Source organism: Desulfovulcanus ferrireducens, from assembly GCF_018704065.1.
Taxonomy (GTDB): Bacteria; Desulfobacterota; Desulfovibrionia; order Desulfovibrionales; family Desulfonatronovibrionaceae; genus Desulfovulcanus; species Desulfovulcanus ferrireducens.
The window spans coordinates 144448-159798 of record NZ_JAGUQP010000001.1; the positions used below are offsets into that span (position 1 = coordinate 144448).

The window sequence follows — 15351 nt, forward strand, 5'->3', positions numbered from 1 at the left end:
CAGTAATGAGTAGAAGTTACTAGGTCAACTTTCCGTGTTAAATGACGGGCACATTTTCTTTGTTAGCAATAAAGAAAATGTGTTTTTTGAAAATCCTGTAATATCAATGAGTTGAACAAGTAGGAAAGTTGAGTTACTAAAAGATAAAATGTAGATTATGACTGAAAACTTGTCTTTTCAGAAAGAATATTACTCCCACTATAGGCAATAAAACTCGCCTCTACTGCAGGGCTTTTAGTAAATGTTTTTATGCAAGTCTCGGTAAGACAATTTATGGTTCCGCGACTTGGATGAACATTGGAGTTGAACCTGATTAAAGAAAGTTTCTACTAAAATTTTACCTGACCTCCCGCCAGGAGGTCATGCTTACGGTGTATAACAATTTATTACCCACGTTATTCAGTGCCTGGCTGCTGTAACGGATTTTGGCATTTCCCCTAAGCTCCACTTCAGAATCGGCAACATTGTTGCCAGCTACCACAACTGCGCCAAACAGATAGGCGTTCCCTTTCCCTAGATCCAGGTCCCAGGTACCAACATCCCAGGTTTTGTTTAAGACGATAATCAATCCCTCAAAATGAAAAGTTCCTTGAAATGTTGCACCCTCTTCCACGATCAATATGCCTGCCCCGTCCACGCTGCCCGCGAACTTTGTGTCGTCTGTTACATAGGTGATCTGAGGATCGTCTCGCGTTCCAAGGGTCAGGGAACCAGCTATGGTTGGTGTACCGTTGATAGTATTATCGGCCAGAGGAATAAGCTCATTTGCAAAATCTTGCCAGTCTGTTGCCGTCATGTTCCCTCCGCCTGTCTTTACGGGCGGGTCGCCATACACATTTTGTTTCCATCCCGAGTCATACACGTTGCTAAGCGTGGGGGTAGTGTTTTCGGTATACAAGCCGGGCTTTGCCGGTTTGCTAGTAAGTGTTCCCGCGCAATTTGCACCTGAACAGTAAAAATTGGCCGGCGGGTCATAATCACGGCCATCGACAAAATTTTTGTGTGCACCGCTACCGGCGAAATGGATGGTCGAGTTAGGTCCATAGACCCCCATGGCCCCGTCCGGAGGGGGAAGCGTATTGGAGGTTTTTTGAAAAACTACCCGGATGACTGCCTTGGCTCCCTGGGGGCCTCTGCCTGTACTTGTAAAGCTGTAGTTAGTACCGTTTTTCGATATGGCCGAAATGGTAAAATCATAACCGTTCGGCACTGTATAGGTTGGGGTTACAGAAGTGTTGTCTGTTACGGGGAGGGGAAAAGTTTTATTATTAATCTGGGCCAGAGTGTACTGGACGCCTGCTTCGGCATTAAAAAAAGCCGTTTTCTGAGCCTTGTCGCTAGCGGCGATTTGGGTTTCTGTTCTACTGATGTTGGTGGCGGATATGCCGATAATAACAAGTAATGCCATTACCAAAAGGGAGACTATGAGGACGTAACCTTTTTCACTTTTTTTTAAATGACTTGATGATTCTTTCTTCATATGCCCCCCGTCCCTATTAATATGGCGCTTTAATACAATTAAAGGAGACGCGTCTTGATTTTCCACCGTCTGTCCAGGTCACAATGACCCTTATGTTTTTGGTATTAGATATTGGTGAGTCCAGCGCGACGTTCCAGGAAATACTATATTGGCCTTGAGTTATGTTGAAATCTGCCTGTGCATCGGTTTTGTCCAGGCCGGTAGTACCGTCTCCGTTCCTATCATTTAGTAAGGGATCGTTATATGGTAAGGTCGTCAGGAACTCCAGCTGGCTTGCAGCCAATGCGCTGGCCTCGGTGATACGGCGGCCGATGGCGTTGTTTTTAACAGCAGTAGTCTGCATGCCGCCAACGGCCAGAATGCCAATGACAAGTATCGTCATGGCTATTAAAACCTCTATCAGGGAGAAACCTTTTTGACTCTTTTTATTCATGATGCAACTGCAATAATTAAAATTTTACAGTTTTGATAAACATCCTCATCTTGTAACCTGTTCAAATAATTCAAAATTCATCATTCAAAATTCAACATCGCCTGCAAAAAGGGACTTTTTGCAGGCGCATTATTCATAACCCATTAAAGACCCATGTTCCGACAATGTACGATCCCGGTAAGAAGGCGTCGACGGAATTTGTCATTAGGAGTTATGACCTGATTGCCGATCACGTACGTATTTGTGTTCTGAAAATCCGGGTCCTCCTTGTCTGCCTTGGCGAGGATCCAAATCCTGACCGCCCGGATCCGGTCAATGGCAACTGGACTTATGGGAGAGTTGTCGAAGATACTGTAATCCAAACTGCCATCGTTGTTAGTATCTATTGCCCATATGATATCACTGGACGAGTTGGTTTCCAAATTACCGTCGAGGTCTTTGTCATAAGCATAGGCCAGGCCAAAGTACTCTATGTTTTCGGCCAGTAATTGCCGTCCGCTGCCGTCGTCCCTTGCCAAATCAAGATTACTATCACTATCGAAATCATACAGGGAATAGGAGATGGTTTCATTTGGGTCGACATTGCCGTTGTCGTTCATATCACTGGTAAACTTGATGATGTTGAATGCAGCGTTGGTTATACCAAACTTTCCGCTACCTGTCGGATCATACCCTGCCATCCTGATCTCCATGGTCATTATGTCCATGGCCGCCCTTAGATTCTGCTGCATCTCAGCGACCTGTTCCTGTACATGATAGTTTTTGTGCTGCCACTGAAATGCCGAGTATATCGCGGTTAGGAGGACCCCGGATACAGCTATCACGACAAGGAGCTCTATCAAGGTAAAACCATTATTTGACTTAAAATGATAAACTTTACTCATCTTTTTCATTTTATTCTATTTTTGTTTGGAACCGATGAGTTGAATTGCGTTATTTATTGAGTCTGTGGCCAAACCTTACTTAAGAGGACAATTTTTCATAATTTTTTACAATCCTGATTTCTAATCTGGTAGTCAAAATGGCGTTTGGGCACAGACTCTATTTATCAATATAGACGCAGATCACTCCCAATCGGTTCCGTTCCAGCTTCTTAAGACAATTGCCCCTGAAGACCTTGCTCCTATGGCGACGGCGTCATTGTTGTTATTTGACAGATAACAATAGCCATTAAAGCCCGATAGAAGTCCCCTTGCGTTAAACACGGCCACGTTATTAGTAAAGGTAACATGGTCGCCCCAAGTTGTGTTATGTGCTACGTCAAATGCGGCGTTTCCATGGCCATAACCTACTCCACTTTGATAATCATCTAAGTTGACTGTTTCCTGTATGACATTGTCACTATGTGCAGCCCAGTTATTGTCTGGCCCCTTGTCTGAACAAATGAGGTAACGGTTATTGGGAACATCAAATACTATGGCCCACTCCTTACTTTCCCGGACAGCGTTCAATCTGATTTTTTGCATATTTGACAACAGGTCCCTGGCCGCCGACTCCAACCGGTGGCGGGGAAACCAACTGACAATATTTGGCACGGCAAGGGCGGTCAGGATGCCCATGATGGCAATGACGACTGCCATCTCAATAAAGGTAATTCCCGCCTGGTGAATAAGATTGTGAGAAAGACGATGTTTCATTCTTTTTCCCATGGTACAGTTGGTTTATTGTCGCCCGGAGTTAAAAGTATAAGTCATCGCAAGCTTTGCCGACTTTGTAAAGTTTGTAGAGAACCTACCTGTATTTACCTCCTTAATATTTTACGCATTGGTATTTCGAGAATTTTATAATCTTTTACGACCCCGAACGCCCGCCTGGTTGCTGGTTTTCGCTATGTTTTTATATAAAAATATATATTCATATTTAATGTTGAGTCAACTAGAATGTAAAGAATAATTAAAGGGGCGAATATACTTGTAGTTACACTCCGGCTCAGAGGAGATGTCGTGGTTTCAAGAGATGAGAACAGCGGTTCTTATGTTGAGGGAGTGCCAGTGGTCACGCAAAAAGGAAGAACCAGAATTCAGTCCGGATAACAGCTGGCTGCACTTGGGTCGAGTAGTTGAGCAGGTAGAGTAGTTGAATGGTTGAGTGGGGTTATTTTAATGTTGGATGTTTAATGCTTAATGTTGAATGAAAAAGAAGAGAAAAGGGCGTATTGAAGAGGAAGCTCTGAAGTTGAGAAGATGAGAAGTCAGGTGGGGTGGGTTGGTTAGGAGAGTAAGGTGAGCAGGGTGGAGCTGGATGATATGAAAATGACTTTTTTGAGACTTTAGAAGCTTGGCCAATCCAGACGGAGTAGAGTGGATATGGGATTCCGTAGCAGAATTTTCCCCGGATTGTCGTCAGATTCCGGATTATTACCGCTTCACAGAGCATCTGAACAGGTTTGATTGCTCAATCATGACAAAATTACGCTAAATATGAACAACAAAAGAGAAACCAATCAGCAGATGCAATGCCAAAATTAAGGCTTGCCATAAATCATTCCAATTGGGATTTTTTGACTGAATCAGCTACTCTTCTTACTAAATCGTTTGTTACGCCAGTATAAAGTACTTTATCGCTTTTGTTGCTCATTATGTAGACGCAGCCACCCTTTTTCATAATCTTCTCATTCTTGAGATTCTTCGGTCGCTTATTACACTCCCTCAGAATGACAAGTATGGATGCACGTCATCCTGAGTTCCGCTAAAAGCGGGACGAAGGATCTCATTGCTTGTCTCTGTTTCGCATAAAAACCGTCATTCTGAGTCCCGCATCTTACTTGTTGAGGTTATTGCCAAATTTCTCGCCAGCTCTGCAGGATCACTCTGTTGCCGGGTGGGGCGGTAAAATTTCCATCACCAATCTGGATGACCTGGTTGTCTATGGTGGTCAGGTAGACATGTTTTCTGTCCACGTAAGGGGCGCCGCGGCTTTTTCTTATGCTGATGGACTCGACTAAACCGTCATCGGTGACCCATCCTCCGGAGCCATCCGCTAAATTAAGATTATACAAGTAGCCGGTCCCCATTTTATCATTGGCCGGGTCGTGGCTTTCCATCGTGCCTGTGGCTGTGGATATATAAATATGCCTTGCGGCAACAGTGGGCGAGGACCATACTTTTTCTCCCACCCCGGTATCCTTCTCCCACAACAAGGTGCCGGCGCCAGCCAAGGCCGGATCCCTGGGATCCGGATTCGGATTTTTGTCCGTGGCGTCTATGGCCAGAATTTTATACCGTTCATTATTGTCCGTCCAGTCTGCGCCGCCGGTGCCGAAGATTACTACCACGGGGTTAAAGCGGGTAACAGCCGGTGACACCGAGATAGGGTTGCCCACGCCGGCGTCCCAAAGGGGAACCTGTTTGTCAGCATATTCAGGGTATTTAAAATCGTCATAAGTACCGTTAGGGTTGAGTCTATGACCTACATAGTAACCAACGCCGTCTGGTTTCCGTTCATATTGGCCGGGATGGAGTTCATTCTTAAATTCCCAGTTTGATTCCCACAAGGTGTTGAGTTCCCACATCCTGCCTTCCATGTCTCCCACATAAAGTCGATCCGCAAAAGTATCACCGTCAATGTCAAAAAGGCTTATGGCCCCGGGGATGTCATTTATTGCGCTTTGGTAGTCTTGAGAAAAGCGCCACAATTTTTTGCCAGTTTTCAAGTCATAGGCAAAAATACTGATTCCCCCGTGGTTCTCTGCAATTTTTGCATAGCCCGTAGCTACAAAAACCACCCATTTTGTTTCGTAAGCATAGGGCATCTTGGTCTTTTCGTTCAGGACTATTTTGCCTGGATCGTCTATATACTTAACAGGCCATTTCACCTTGCCAATGGCGGCGCGATACGCGTGTCCCATGCCACCTCCGGGATCTTCTTGGTCGGTGACTTCCCAAAGCACCTTCACGTCGTCAGGGTTAGTGACGTCAAGGGCAAAGAGGTATCTGCCTCCCATGCCCTCGGGGCACACGAGGATGGTGCGCCATTCCTTGTCGCCGTCGTTGTCATGATCGTAGTAGATATCTCTGACCGTTGGTGATGCGTCTACAGCGGCAAAGTCCGGGAATGCATAGGGATCGGTTCGGTCATTTTTGAGTTTGCCAAGCAGGTTTCGCGGGATAAAGGCCCACTTTTCCCTGCCGGTTTTGGTTTCAATGGCATGCAGCATGCCGTAGAGGTCTCCAACATAGGCGATCTCTTCCCTGTCTTTGTTGGTACGGCTGTTGGGTCCAACAATCGCAGGAGCTGAATGCATGATTCCGCCTAGCTTGTTTCCTCTCACCCGGTTGATGAGTTGTATTTCATCTGTGTCATTGCCGCCTTCGGCCGGCGTTTTCGGCGTGAGATTGAGAAGCGCTCTGAGTTCCTCGATATGGTTTGCATCAAAGCCTGTCCGGGACCAGGTCCCATCTCTTTCCTGCCTGGCCGTAAATATCTGTCGGGTATCTGGGTCTTTGATATGATCAGCAGTATCCCATATGGCCTCCTCGGGGTTGGCGCTACCCTTTCTCACATCATAGCAGCGAAAGTGCCCTTTAAAGCTAGGATATTCGAAGCTCCCCTGGTATAAATAAGGGAATGATGTAATGGGGGTTGCGCGCGTGTATTCTTGTTTAGTGAGCATGTACTTGATGTCAAAAAGGGTATTGAGAACATACCGGACTCCTGCGATGTTTTTCCAGGAGCAGTCGTCGTTATAGGTACAAATGGTGGATTCGCCGCCAGTTGTATCTATGGTGAAATTCGCGGTTAGCTCAACGCCGGATGAAACCCCTCTTTTGTCATTGTAAAGTTCATAATCGGTTTTAGTATCGGTAATCTTTTTGAGCGTCTGAGAAGTATCGCCGCCGTTCCAGAAAAGAGTGATGGAATCCACGGTGATGGTGCTATCCCCTTTATTCCTGAAGGTTACTCCGGTGAGCTTCTTATTTTTTACCGAGGCAGTGGTAAGATCAAGCTCCAGAGGGCTGCCGGCCTTGGCAGTGAGTTCGTTTTTGTTGAAAGTTACCGTGCTGTTGGAGCCCCCATTATATTTGACCACGAGAGTGAAACTTTCATTGCTGATATTCTTGTTAAATTCAAAATCGAGGCGGTGGATCTCCGGTTCAGGATTTACATTTTCGCTGACATTTTTTTTGCACGAGGCATACTTATGGCCACCAAGATAAACCACATACCCATAATCACGATTGCCGTAAGCATAACCGCCTACGTAGTAGTCCCATCCAGTATTGTCTATTGTAAAACGGGTTACCGTCTCCCTGTAAGCGCTGGGATTACTCACTGTAACTTTATCTTCGTCCCAATTACTTGGTGGGTCGCCGACGTTAGAGTACGGGTCGCCATATACATAGGGGCGCCAGTTGTGCAGATGACCGCCTTCAGGCACAAACAGAAAGTCGCCGATCTGAGAGTAGGGAAGAGACTTATCGTTATAGATTATATCCTCCGCTTTATTGGTACCGCCGTTATGACCAAAACCCTTGGTGCTGAGAAAGCGGCCGTTTTTGCTGTGTTCGAACGTTTCAATGGAAGCACATTCGGCAAGCATGCCCTTCCCGGCCAGGAGGAATTTTTTTATATTGGCAACAATTTCTTCCACGTCGGAAACGCCATCTCCATCCGCGTCTTCTGAATAGCTATTATAACCCTCCCAGTGTGGTGCCCAGAGAAAATCATAATCTTTTAGTTGCAGAATACCGTCCCTGATTTGATTTGGCGTCACTACCTCATAGATATCCGTACAGATGCCGGCCAGCCGCAGATAGGATTCCAGAATGGCGGCGTTGCCTCCTTTCTCGCTGCTGTCCATCAAGGCGATTTTTGGCAGTGCGCCCTCCATCTTTCGGTAGACAGGGGCTTTGAATGGCACTTGAGCTTCGTGCACCTCGACTGCTGCCCAGCCGTCCTGGTTGATAACCTCCTTGGCTTTCTCCGCATCTGAGCCGTCCACTATAAACGGGGCGCCGATATATGTAATTTTTTGGGGGTTGTCGCCAGGCTTAAAGGTAAGATTGGTGGTTCCGCCTTTATGGTCATAAAGTTTGACCACTGCCTTGTCTTTTTCCAGAGAGAGGTCCTCGATCACGACGTCAGTGCCGTTGATCTCGGTTTTTTCAGTGTTAATTACCCAGTATATCGAGACTCCGGCCTTCAGCAAGTATAAGGTCAGGCCGTATGCTTCCAGTATGCCCCCGTCTGTATCTGGTTGGTAAAAACTATCCATGGGGATGATAAGAGAACCAGCCGGAAAATTGTGTTCCACGGCCAGTGCCTGCAACGGCAAGCAGAGTAGTGAAACTAGCACCATTAGAATACGAATTTTGCTTCCCATAAGTTACATCTCCTTAAACTAGTTGGCCGGGGCCAGCACTTTTTGTTACCAGCGCTGGTTGGTTGCTGTCACCGCAGAGACTTCGTTTTTTGCCTGGCCCGTATTCTCTGCTCCGTAACGTTCCTGTGGGGCTTCATCTGCAGCACCAATGTAACGCACTCCTGCCTGGATTTTGGTCTGTGCGTTCTGGTATGAGGTTGCGGTGGAGATAAGAATAACGGTATTGTCAGTATCTACCAGTGGGTCACCGTCCAGGTCATTGTTGTCAACAACTCGCAGAGTATAGGTAGCGCCGTTTACATTACGCCCGTTAGGATTGAGCTTATCAATTACATCGTTTAAGGTGTTATTACCCCCATATGGCCCGACAAGATCCTTCCCGGCAAGGAGATTGTCCCAGTTGCCGCTATCGACACTTTTGAGAATGTAGAGCGCTGCACGGCCAGCTTCAATACCCGCGTCAGCGGCGCAGAAGACAGTTTTATACGTTTTATCACTTCCGGCTATTCGAGTTTCTACTCTACTGGTTTTATTGGCGGTTATGCCGATAATAAGAAGTAATGTCATTATCAAAAGGGCGACCACAAAGACAAAACCCCTTTCTTCTTTTTTAAACGATATTAAATTTTTCATCCTCTATTCTCCCTTCCCGATTAATTGTCCGCCTTAATGTAATCAATGGAGACGTGTCTTGATTTTCCGTGCCCTGTCCAGGTTACAATGACCCTTACGCTTTTGGTATTATTCATTGGCGAATTTGTCGCTACGTTCCAGGAGATGGTATATTTACTTTGGGTTCTCTGGTGATCTGCACTCGCCCCGATTTTGTCCAGGCCAGTGGTACCGTCACCGTGCGTATCGTTCAATAGTGGGTCGCTATATGGTAACGCCGCCAGCAACTCTATCTGGCCCGCGGCCAATACACTGGCTTCTGTGATGTCGCTGGCAATAGCGTTGCTCTTGACGGCGGTAGTCTGCATCCCGCCGACGGCCAGGATGCCAATGACGAGTATTGTCATGGCCATTAATGACTCTATCATGGAGAGACCTTTCTGACTTTCTTTATTCATAATCCACTAAAGCCCCATGTTCCGACATTGTACGAACGTGGTAAGAAGACGTCGACGGAATTTATCATTACGTGTTATGATTTGATTGCCGACCACGTACGTATTCGTGTTTAGAAAATCCGGGTCCTGCTCGCCTGTCTTGGTCAGGATCCAGATCCTGACCGCGCGTATCCGGTCAATGGCAACAGATGTGGTAGAATACTCCAGTTTACCATCGTTGTTCTTATCAATTGCCCATATAATATCATTGGAAGCGTTGGTTTCCAGTTCACCATCACGGTCGTCGTCATAGGCATAGGCCAGGACAAATGAGTCTATGTTTTCCGCCAGCAATTGCCGGCCGCTACCTCCGATTTTTCTTGCCAGATCAAGATTATTATCATTACCATAATCATATATGGAATAGGAGATAATTTCATTTGAGTCGACAGTGCCGTCGCCATCCAAATCAGTAGTAAATGTGATGGCGCTGAATCCTGAAGAGTTAAGGTTGCCGTTAAGGTCGTAGCGCCTGATATCTGTTATGCCAAATTTTCCGCTATTTTTTGGGTCATAGCCTGCCATCCTGGTCTCCCTGACCATTATGTCCATGGCCGCCCGCAGATCCTGCTGCATCTCAGCGACCTCTTCCTGGATGTGGTAGCTTTTGTGCTGCCATTGAAAAGCCGAGTATGTTGCGGTTAGGAGAATTCCGGATATAGCTATGACGACAAGAAGCTCTATCAGGGTGAAACCATTGTTTGATTTATCATGGTTGATTTTGTTCATTTTTTTACTTCAATAATTTTGATTTGAATTGTAGATCTGAATTGTTTCATTTATTCTCGAGAAGAGTGCAGTGAACTTCCACGTAGTCTCTGGTCCATTTTTAAACACGATCACTTATGCCGAAGCGATCCTCTATTGCTAAATTTACTTATGGTAATGGATTGGTTTCTATTCTTTTTTTCTATACTTCTAACTGGTTCGTTGTTTACGAAAATATTAAAAATTCAATTTGTAACTATTTCTAATCATTGTAATATTTATTTTTAGGGCAAAAATGTAACTAACGATTAGGTTTTAAGTGTTATGATTTTAAAAGGTTGTTAAGTTTATTAATCTAATATGTTTTTATTTACTTAGTACACATGTTTTATATTAAAAGTCAACTAAATCCTAAAAATGAGAGGATACTTGTTAGTTATTTATACTCATTAATGCCAGTTTAAAAGTTTTAGTAAAGGAAGGTAGTTAGTATTTAATTTTACTTGTTTGTATTTTTGTTTAAGTAATGCCAGAAGGTTGTAGTTTGTGAATAAGTTAGGCTGAAGGACTTGAAGTACCACTTAAAGATTTAAAAATTAGTTGGGACTTAAGCGGACATTAGTGATTATGACCAGAGCATGTCGCTAATTCGAGAGAAGTTGCGGCTGTCCACTTATTAGAGGAATGGGCGGGATGATGTGTTCTATCGAACCAGGATTTGTTTGTGCAAACTATGATGCTTTATTTTTTCGATTTTTGTTGATACACGTTTTATATTATATACGATGCCAGTCACCGCCAATAAGTGTATTTTTTTTACAAACTAGGGGAGTGTGACCGCGGTTAATCTTGCTCATATGATGTTTTTTGGCTATTTGCTGGTCAATAAAGAATTTGTGTAGGTTTGGAACATCTTAGGCGTTTTGTTCCCTAACCAGGCTATAAGCTTAGGCTCGAGTAAAATTTTATTGTTTCTAAATTGAGTGATTTTTTGTAGTGTAAAGTTTGAGATTGCCACGGACAGCTTTGCAGCCCTCGCAATGACAGAATAAACGCTAAATCATTGCGAGAAGCGTTAGTCTTGACGCAATTTTAGAGCTTGTAGCCGAACCTTTTTATCAACTTAATTTCCATGAGTTATTCTAGTCTTGGTTTCTTTCATGCTGGTACAAAGACTTGGACCCATCTAAAGCTTGCTTGTGGACAGAGCATAATGGGATATTTTGAGTAAACGAATAGTCTTTTAATTATACCTAAGTTGAGCGATTTTCACTCAATGGGTAGAGATTGCCACGGACAGCTTCGCTGCCCTCGCAATGACGAGCTCGCTCCTGTCATTGCGAGCGGAACAAAGTGTAGCGAAGCAATCTCAAAGTTTGAACTGCAAAATAATCGCTCAATTTAAACTATAGATAGTTATCGTAGGGCTCGCAAGATATTTATCTTTGTCGCCCCGATGCTCTGTCTTTCCGCAAGCAAAGTTCAAGATTGGGTTACCCAAGCCGTTTGTAATGCATTTCAGAAACCAAGACTTTCAATCAGCGGTTAAAATGGGGTTTGGCCGCAGATTCTTTACCCGTTGGGTGTAAATCGCTGGCTCAAAATGTAGTTTTGCTCCAATGTGTTTAATGTAAAACTAAGTTAAAAGTCATTCAACTTAGGTTGATATAAAAAAATCAACAAAGAAAAATTTTATATTCAGGAAAATAAAAGCATGGATACTAACAGTGCTGTTTTGCGTGGAGTTATTTTGGGCGGTTCTATTGGGTTAATAGCCGGGTGGACAGGTATGCACGCTGGCCGGGCTTTGGCTTTAGGAATTTTATGTGGCCTCCTGGCCGGACTTACCAAATTTTTTTTGGACAAAAAGAAAAATAAATAGTTGATTACGCCATAATAGACTAAACAGCTAGCTCAGGCTGTCTCCCTGACATCCATTATTTGGCTAGCATCTATAAAAATTTGCCTGTAATCGAGTGTGGATTGTTCTTGATCTCTTCAGGTGTTCCCTGGGCCACGATCTGGCCACCGTTTTCACCTCCTCCAGGGCCTAAATCAAGCACATAATCAGCGCATGCGACCACATCCAGGTTATGTTCAATAATGACAACAGAAGCCCCTTTATCCACCAGTTGATTTAAGACCTGGATCAGCTTGCCAACTTCATCCATATGCAGGCCTGTGGTCGGTTCATCCAGGATGTACAGCGTTCCGGGCAGGCTTCGTTTGCTAAGTTCTCTGGATAATTTTATGCGCTGGGCCTCACCGCCGGAGAGGGTGGTTGCGGCTTGCCCCAGTTTTAAATACTCCAGGCCGACCTGTTCCAGGATGCCTAATTTGCGTTCCAGGATGGAATAATGGCTGAAGAATTTTTTGGCCTGGCGCACTGTAAGGTCTAACACCTGGGCGATGTTCAGGCCTTTATATTCAATATCCAGTGTCTCACGATTGTACCTCTTGCCTTTACAGACTTCACAGGTAACAAAGACATCGGGCAGAAAATGCATTTCTACCCGGATTTGTCCGTCGCCCTGACAGGCTTCACATCGACCTCCTCGAACATTAAAGCTGAACCGGCCCGGTTTATATCCACGTTTCCTGGCTTCTTTGGTCCCGGCAAAAATTTTGCGAATTTCATCAAATATTTTGGTGTATGTAGCCGGATTGGACCTGGGTGTCCGGCCAATAGGTGTCTGGTCGATGGCAATGATCTTTTCAATCTTTTCCTGGCCTTCAATACCCTTGATAACTCCCGGGTTTTCTACCTTGATCCCTTTTGCCATAGCCAGGTGTTTATACAATGTGTCCATGACCAGAGAACTTTTACCAGAGCCTGAAACTCCGGTTACAACCACCAGACAGCCTAGAGGAATCTGGCAATCGATATTTTTCAAGTTATTGGTTTGAACGCCTTTGAGCACAAGATAATCCTTAGGTGTTCTTCTTGCCTGTGGCTTTTTGATTTTAAGCTCACCGCGCAGATATTTACCGGTCAGTGAATGTTCACACTTTAATAGTCCCTCTACATCCCCGCTGTAAACCAGATCTCCGCCCAGGGCTCCGGAACCGGGGCCAAGCTCCAGAACATGGTCTGCGGCCCTAATCGTTGATTCATCGTGTTCCACGACCAATACGGTATTGCCCCTGCTTTGGAGTTCGCGCAGCGTCCTGAGCAACCGGTAGTTGTCCCTGGGGTGCAGGCCAATGCTTGGCTCATCCAGGACATAGGTAACCCCGACCAGCCCCGAGCCCAATTGACTGGCAAGCCTTATCCTCTGTGCCTCGCCGCCGGACAGAGTGGACATGTTGCGCGACAGACTCAAGTAATCCAGGCCTACATTGACCAGAAATTCCAGCCTGTGTTTTAGCTCCCTGGTCAATGGGGCAGCGATCTTGTTTTGTACTCCGGAAAAATTCAGTTTTTTTAGCCATTCAAGTGCCCGGGCAATAGAGAGATTAGTGAAGTCAAAGATATTTAAGTCCTGGATATACACGGCCAGGGCTTCTGGTCTGAGCCTAGCCCCTTTACAATCCGGACACGGTCTTGTCTGCCGAAAACGAGCCAGTTCGTCCCGCCAGATGCGGCCCAGGTGATAGCCCTGTTCAAGCAAAACAATTACTCCCGGCCAGGATAGGGGAGCATGGCCGTAAAAAAGGGCATCCAATGCTTTTTGGGAAAATTTTTGCAATGGCGTATCCAGGGTAAAGCCAAACTCCCGGCCCAGTGGCTCAAGGCTTTGTATGTAGCGGTCAAAGATTTTTGGCCTTTTCCAGGGGATAATGGCCCCTTGAGCAAGGCTCAGCCCCTTGTTCGGTGCGATAAGGTCAGGTTCGAAGTAATCCACGCTGCCAAGACCAGAGCATGTGGGACAGGCACCCTGCGGGCTATTAAAAGAGAAAAGTTGTGGGCTGGGCCTGGGTAAAGATAGTTTGCACCTGGGACAAACAGCCTGGGTGGAAAGCAATATGTCTTCACCATCAACCAGGGAAAGAATCAGGCTGCCCTGACCATAGTTTAAGGCCAGTTCAACAGAATCCGCCAATCTTTTGCGTAAATCTTCTTTCATGACCAGGCGGTCCACCACCAGTTCAATGGTGTGGCGCTGGTTTTTATTTAACTCTGGCAAAGGGTCTAAAATGGTTATTTCTCCATTTATGCGTACGCGTACAAAACCCTGGCTTTTAAGTTTTTTTAGAAGCTCCTGATGGGTTCCTTTCTTGTTATTTACCAGAGGACTTAAGATGAGAAATTTCGTTTTTTCCGGCAAGTCTAAAATGCGGTCGATGATTTCATCACTGGTTTGCGCGGAGATGGGCTGATGGCACTTTGGGCAAAAGGGTGTGCCCAGGCGGGCAAAAAATACGCGCAAAAAATCATAAATTTCAGTTGTTGTCCCTACAGTGGAGCGGGGGTTCCGGGAAACGGTCTGCTGCTCTAAAGAAATGGCAGGGGAGAGGCCTTCAATTTTATCCACAAGGGGTTTGTCTAGTTGGGGCAAAAATTGACGAGCGTACGCAGACAGAGATTCCACGTATCTTCTTTGCCCTTCAGCATAGATAATATCAAAAGCCAGCGTTGACTTTCCTGAACCGGACGGGCCGCAGATGACCACCAGTTTATCCCTGGGGATGTCCAGAGTCAGGTTTTTGAGATTATGATGCCTGGCACCTTGAATATGGATGAATTTTGAGTCCATTTTTATTTTAAATGATGTTGTTGCTTGGAAAAAGGCTTATATTTTAGTTAGTTGGATAAAAGGTTGTTGGATTTAATCCCGTGTCCGTTCACCTGCTTCTATTCAAAAGCAAAGCATAGCTGCTCGTCAACTAATTTTAATAAATCTCCGATCAAGATTTTTCATCAAGTTTCTTCTAAAAAATTTGTGTGTGTTCGTATTGGGACATGGAGACTTTTGATGCAGGCCTGAGATGGGTATATCAAAAGGTGTCTCCTTATTTCGCCCAAGGAATTAAGTTTAACTTAATATTATCAATAAAAAAATAAAAAAGTTATAGTGTGAATGGGAGTAAATATTTTTTTAATTTATTGATATGGTTGAAGTTTTGAGGTTAAAGGATGTTTTTATGAGTGTTTGTTGACATTAGGTTAATGATTTGTAATTAAATAAAATAGAAATTAAAAATAAAGACATAAAAATAAGATATACAAAAAGATAACTTGGAAGAAGTACTTAATTGTACTCTCTCATTGAAGATGTTATTTGTTATTACTGCAATGGGTTGTGATATATATTTTTAGTATAATAGTGTTTAATTTTTAATATATAACAGCGAGAAG

General features: G+C 44.7%; 11 protein-coding genes. 1 reads left to right on the forward strand and 10 read right to left on the reverse strand.

Translation table 11 applies throughout. The annotated features are described in order from the left end of the window. Positions 1-337: 337 nt before the first annotated feature. The 9 genes from KFV02_RS00690 to KFV02_RS00725 all read right to left on the reverse strand — a co-directional run bounded on the left by KFV02_RS00690 (position 338) and on the right by KFV02_RS00725 (position 10073). Positions 338-1480: a pilus assembly PilX family protein gene (locus KFV02_RS00690; RefSeq protein ID WP_252379605.1), complete on the reverse strand. Its 1143-nt coding sequence runs from the start codon at positions 1478-1480 to the stop codon at positions 338-340. A gap of 16 nt (positions 1481-1496) precedes the next feature. Then, the gene (locus KFV02_RS00695) at positions 1497-1913 is read right to left on the reverse strand and encodes a type IV pilus modification PilV family protein (RefSeq protein ID WP_289509943.1); all 417 of its coding nucleotides are present in this window, start codon (positions 1911-1913) and stop codon (positions 1497-1499) included. Between the two features lie 143 nt (positions 1914-2056). Further along, entirely contained in the window at positions 2057-2806 is a 750-nt protein-coding gene (locus KFV02_RS00700; protein ID WP_252379607.1) for a PilW family protein, read from the reverse strand. Between the two features lie 171 nt (positions 2807-2977). Beyond that, positions 2978-3550, reverse strand: coding sequence for a pilus assembly FimT family protein (locus KFV02_RS00705; protein WP_252379608.1), 573 nt, complete (start codon positions 3548-3550; stop codon positions 2978-2980). Positions 3551-4394: 844 nt separating this feature from the next. After that, the gene (locus KFV02_RS11475; protein ID WP_353617276.1) at positions 4395-4517 is read right to left on the reverse strand and encodes a GIY-YIG nuclease family protein; all 123 of its coding nucleotides are present in this window, start codon (positions 4515-4517) and stop codon (positions 4395-4397) included. A 169-nt stretch (positions 4518-4686) separates the two neighbouring features. Continuing rightward, positions 4687-8235 carry a pilus assembly protein gene (locus tag KFV02_RS00710; RefSeq protein ID WP_252379609.1) on the reverse strand — a complete coding sequence of 1183 codons (3549 nt, stop codon included), beginning with the start codon at positions 8233-8235 and terminating at the stop codon, positions 4687-4689. Between the two features lie 45 nt (positions 8236-8280). After that, positions 8281-8868 carry a PilX N-terminal domain-containing pilus assembly protein gene (locus tag KFV02_RS00715; RefSeq protein WP_252379610.1) on the reverse strand — a complete coding sequence of 196 codons (588 nt, stop codon included), beginning with the start codon at positions 8866-8868 and terminating at the stop codon, positions 8281-8283. Positions 8869-8888: 20 nt separating this feature from the next. Beyond that, positions 8889-9215 (reverse strand): hypothetical protein, encoded by a 327-nt coding sequence (locus tag KFV02_RS00720; protein WP_252379611.1) that lies wholly within the window; start codon positions 9213-9215, stop codon positions 8889-8891. A 96-nt stretch (positions 9216-9311) separates the two neighbouring features. Next, the gene (locus KFV02_RS00725) at positions 9312-10073 is read right to left on the reverse strand and encodes a PilW family protein (RefSeq protein WP_252379612.1); all 762 of its coding nucleotides are present in this window, start codon (positions 10071-10073) and stop codon (positions 9312-9314) included. Positions 10074-11766: 1693 nt separating this feature from the next. Here KFV02_RS00725 and KFV02_RS00730 point away from each other — a divergent pair. After that, entirely contained in the window at positions 11767-11934 is a 168-nt protein-coding gene (locus KFV02_RS00730; RefSeq protein WP_252379613.1) for a hypothetical protein, read from the forward strand. Between the two features lie 70 nt (positions 11935-12004). Here KFV02_RS00730 and uvrA read toward each other — a convergent pair whose 3' ends face one another. Further along, on the reverse strand, positions 12005-14749 hold the full coding sequence (gene uvrA / locus KFV02_RS00735; protein ID WP_252379614.1) for an excinuclease ABC subunit UvrA: 2745 nt from the start codon (positions 14747-14749) through the stop codon (positions 12005-12007). Positions 14750-15351: the final 602 nt, after the last annotated feature.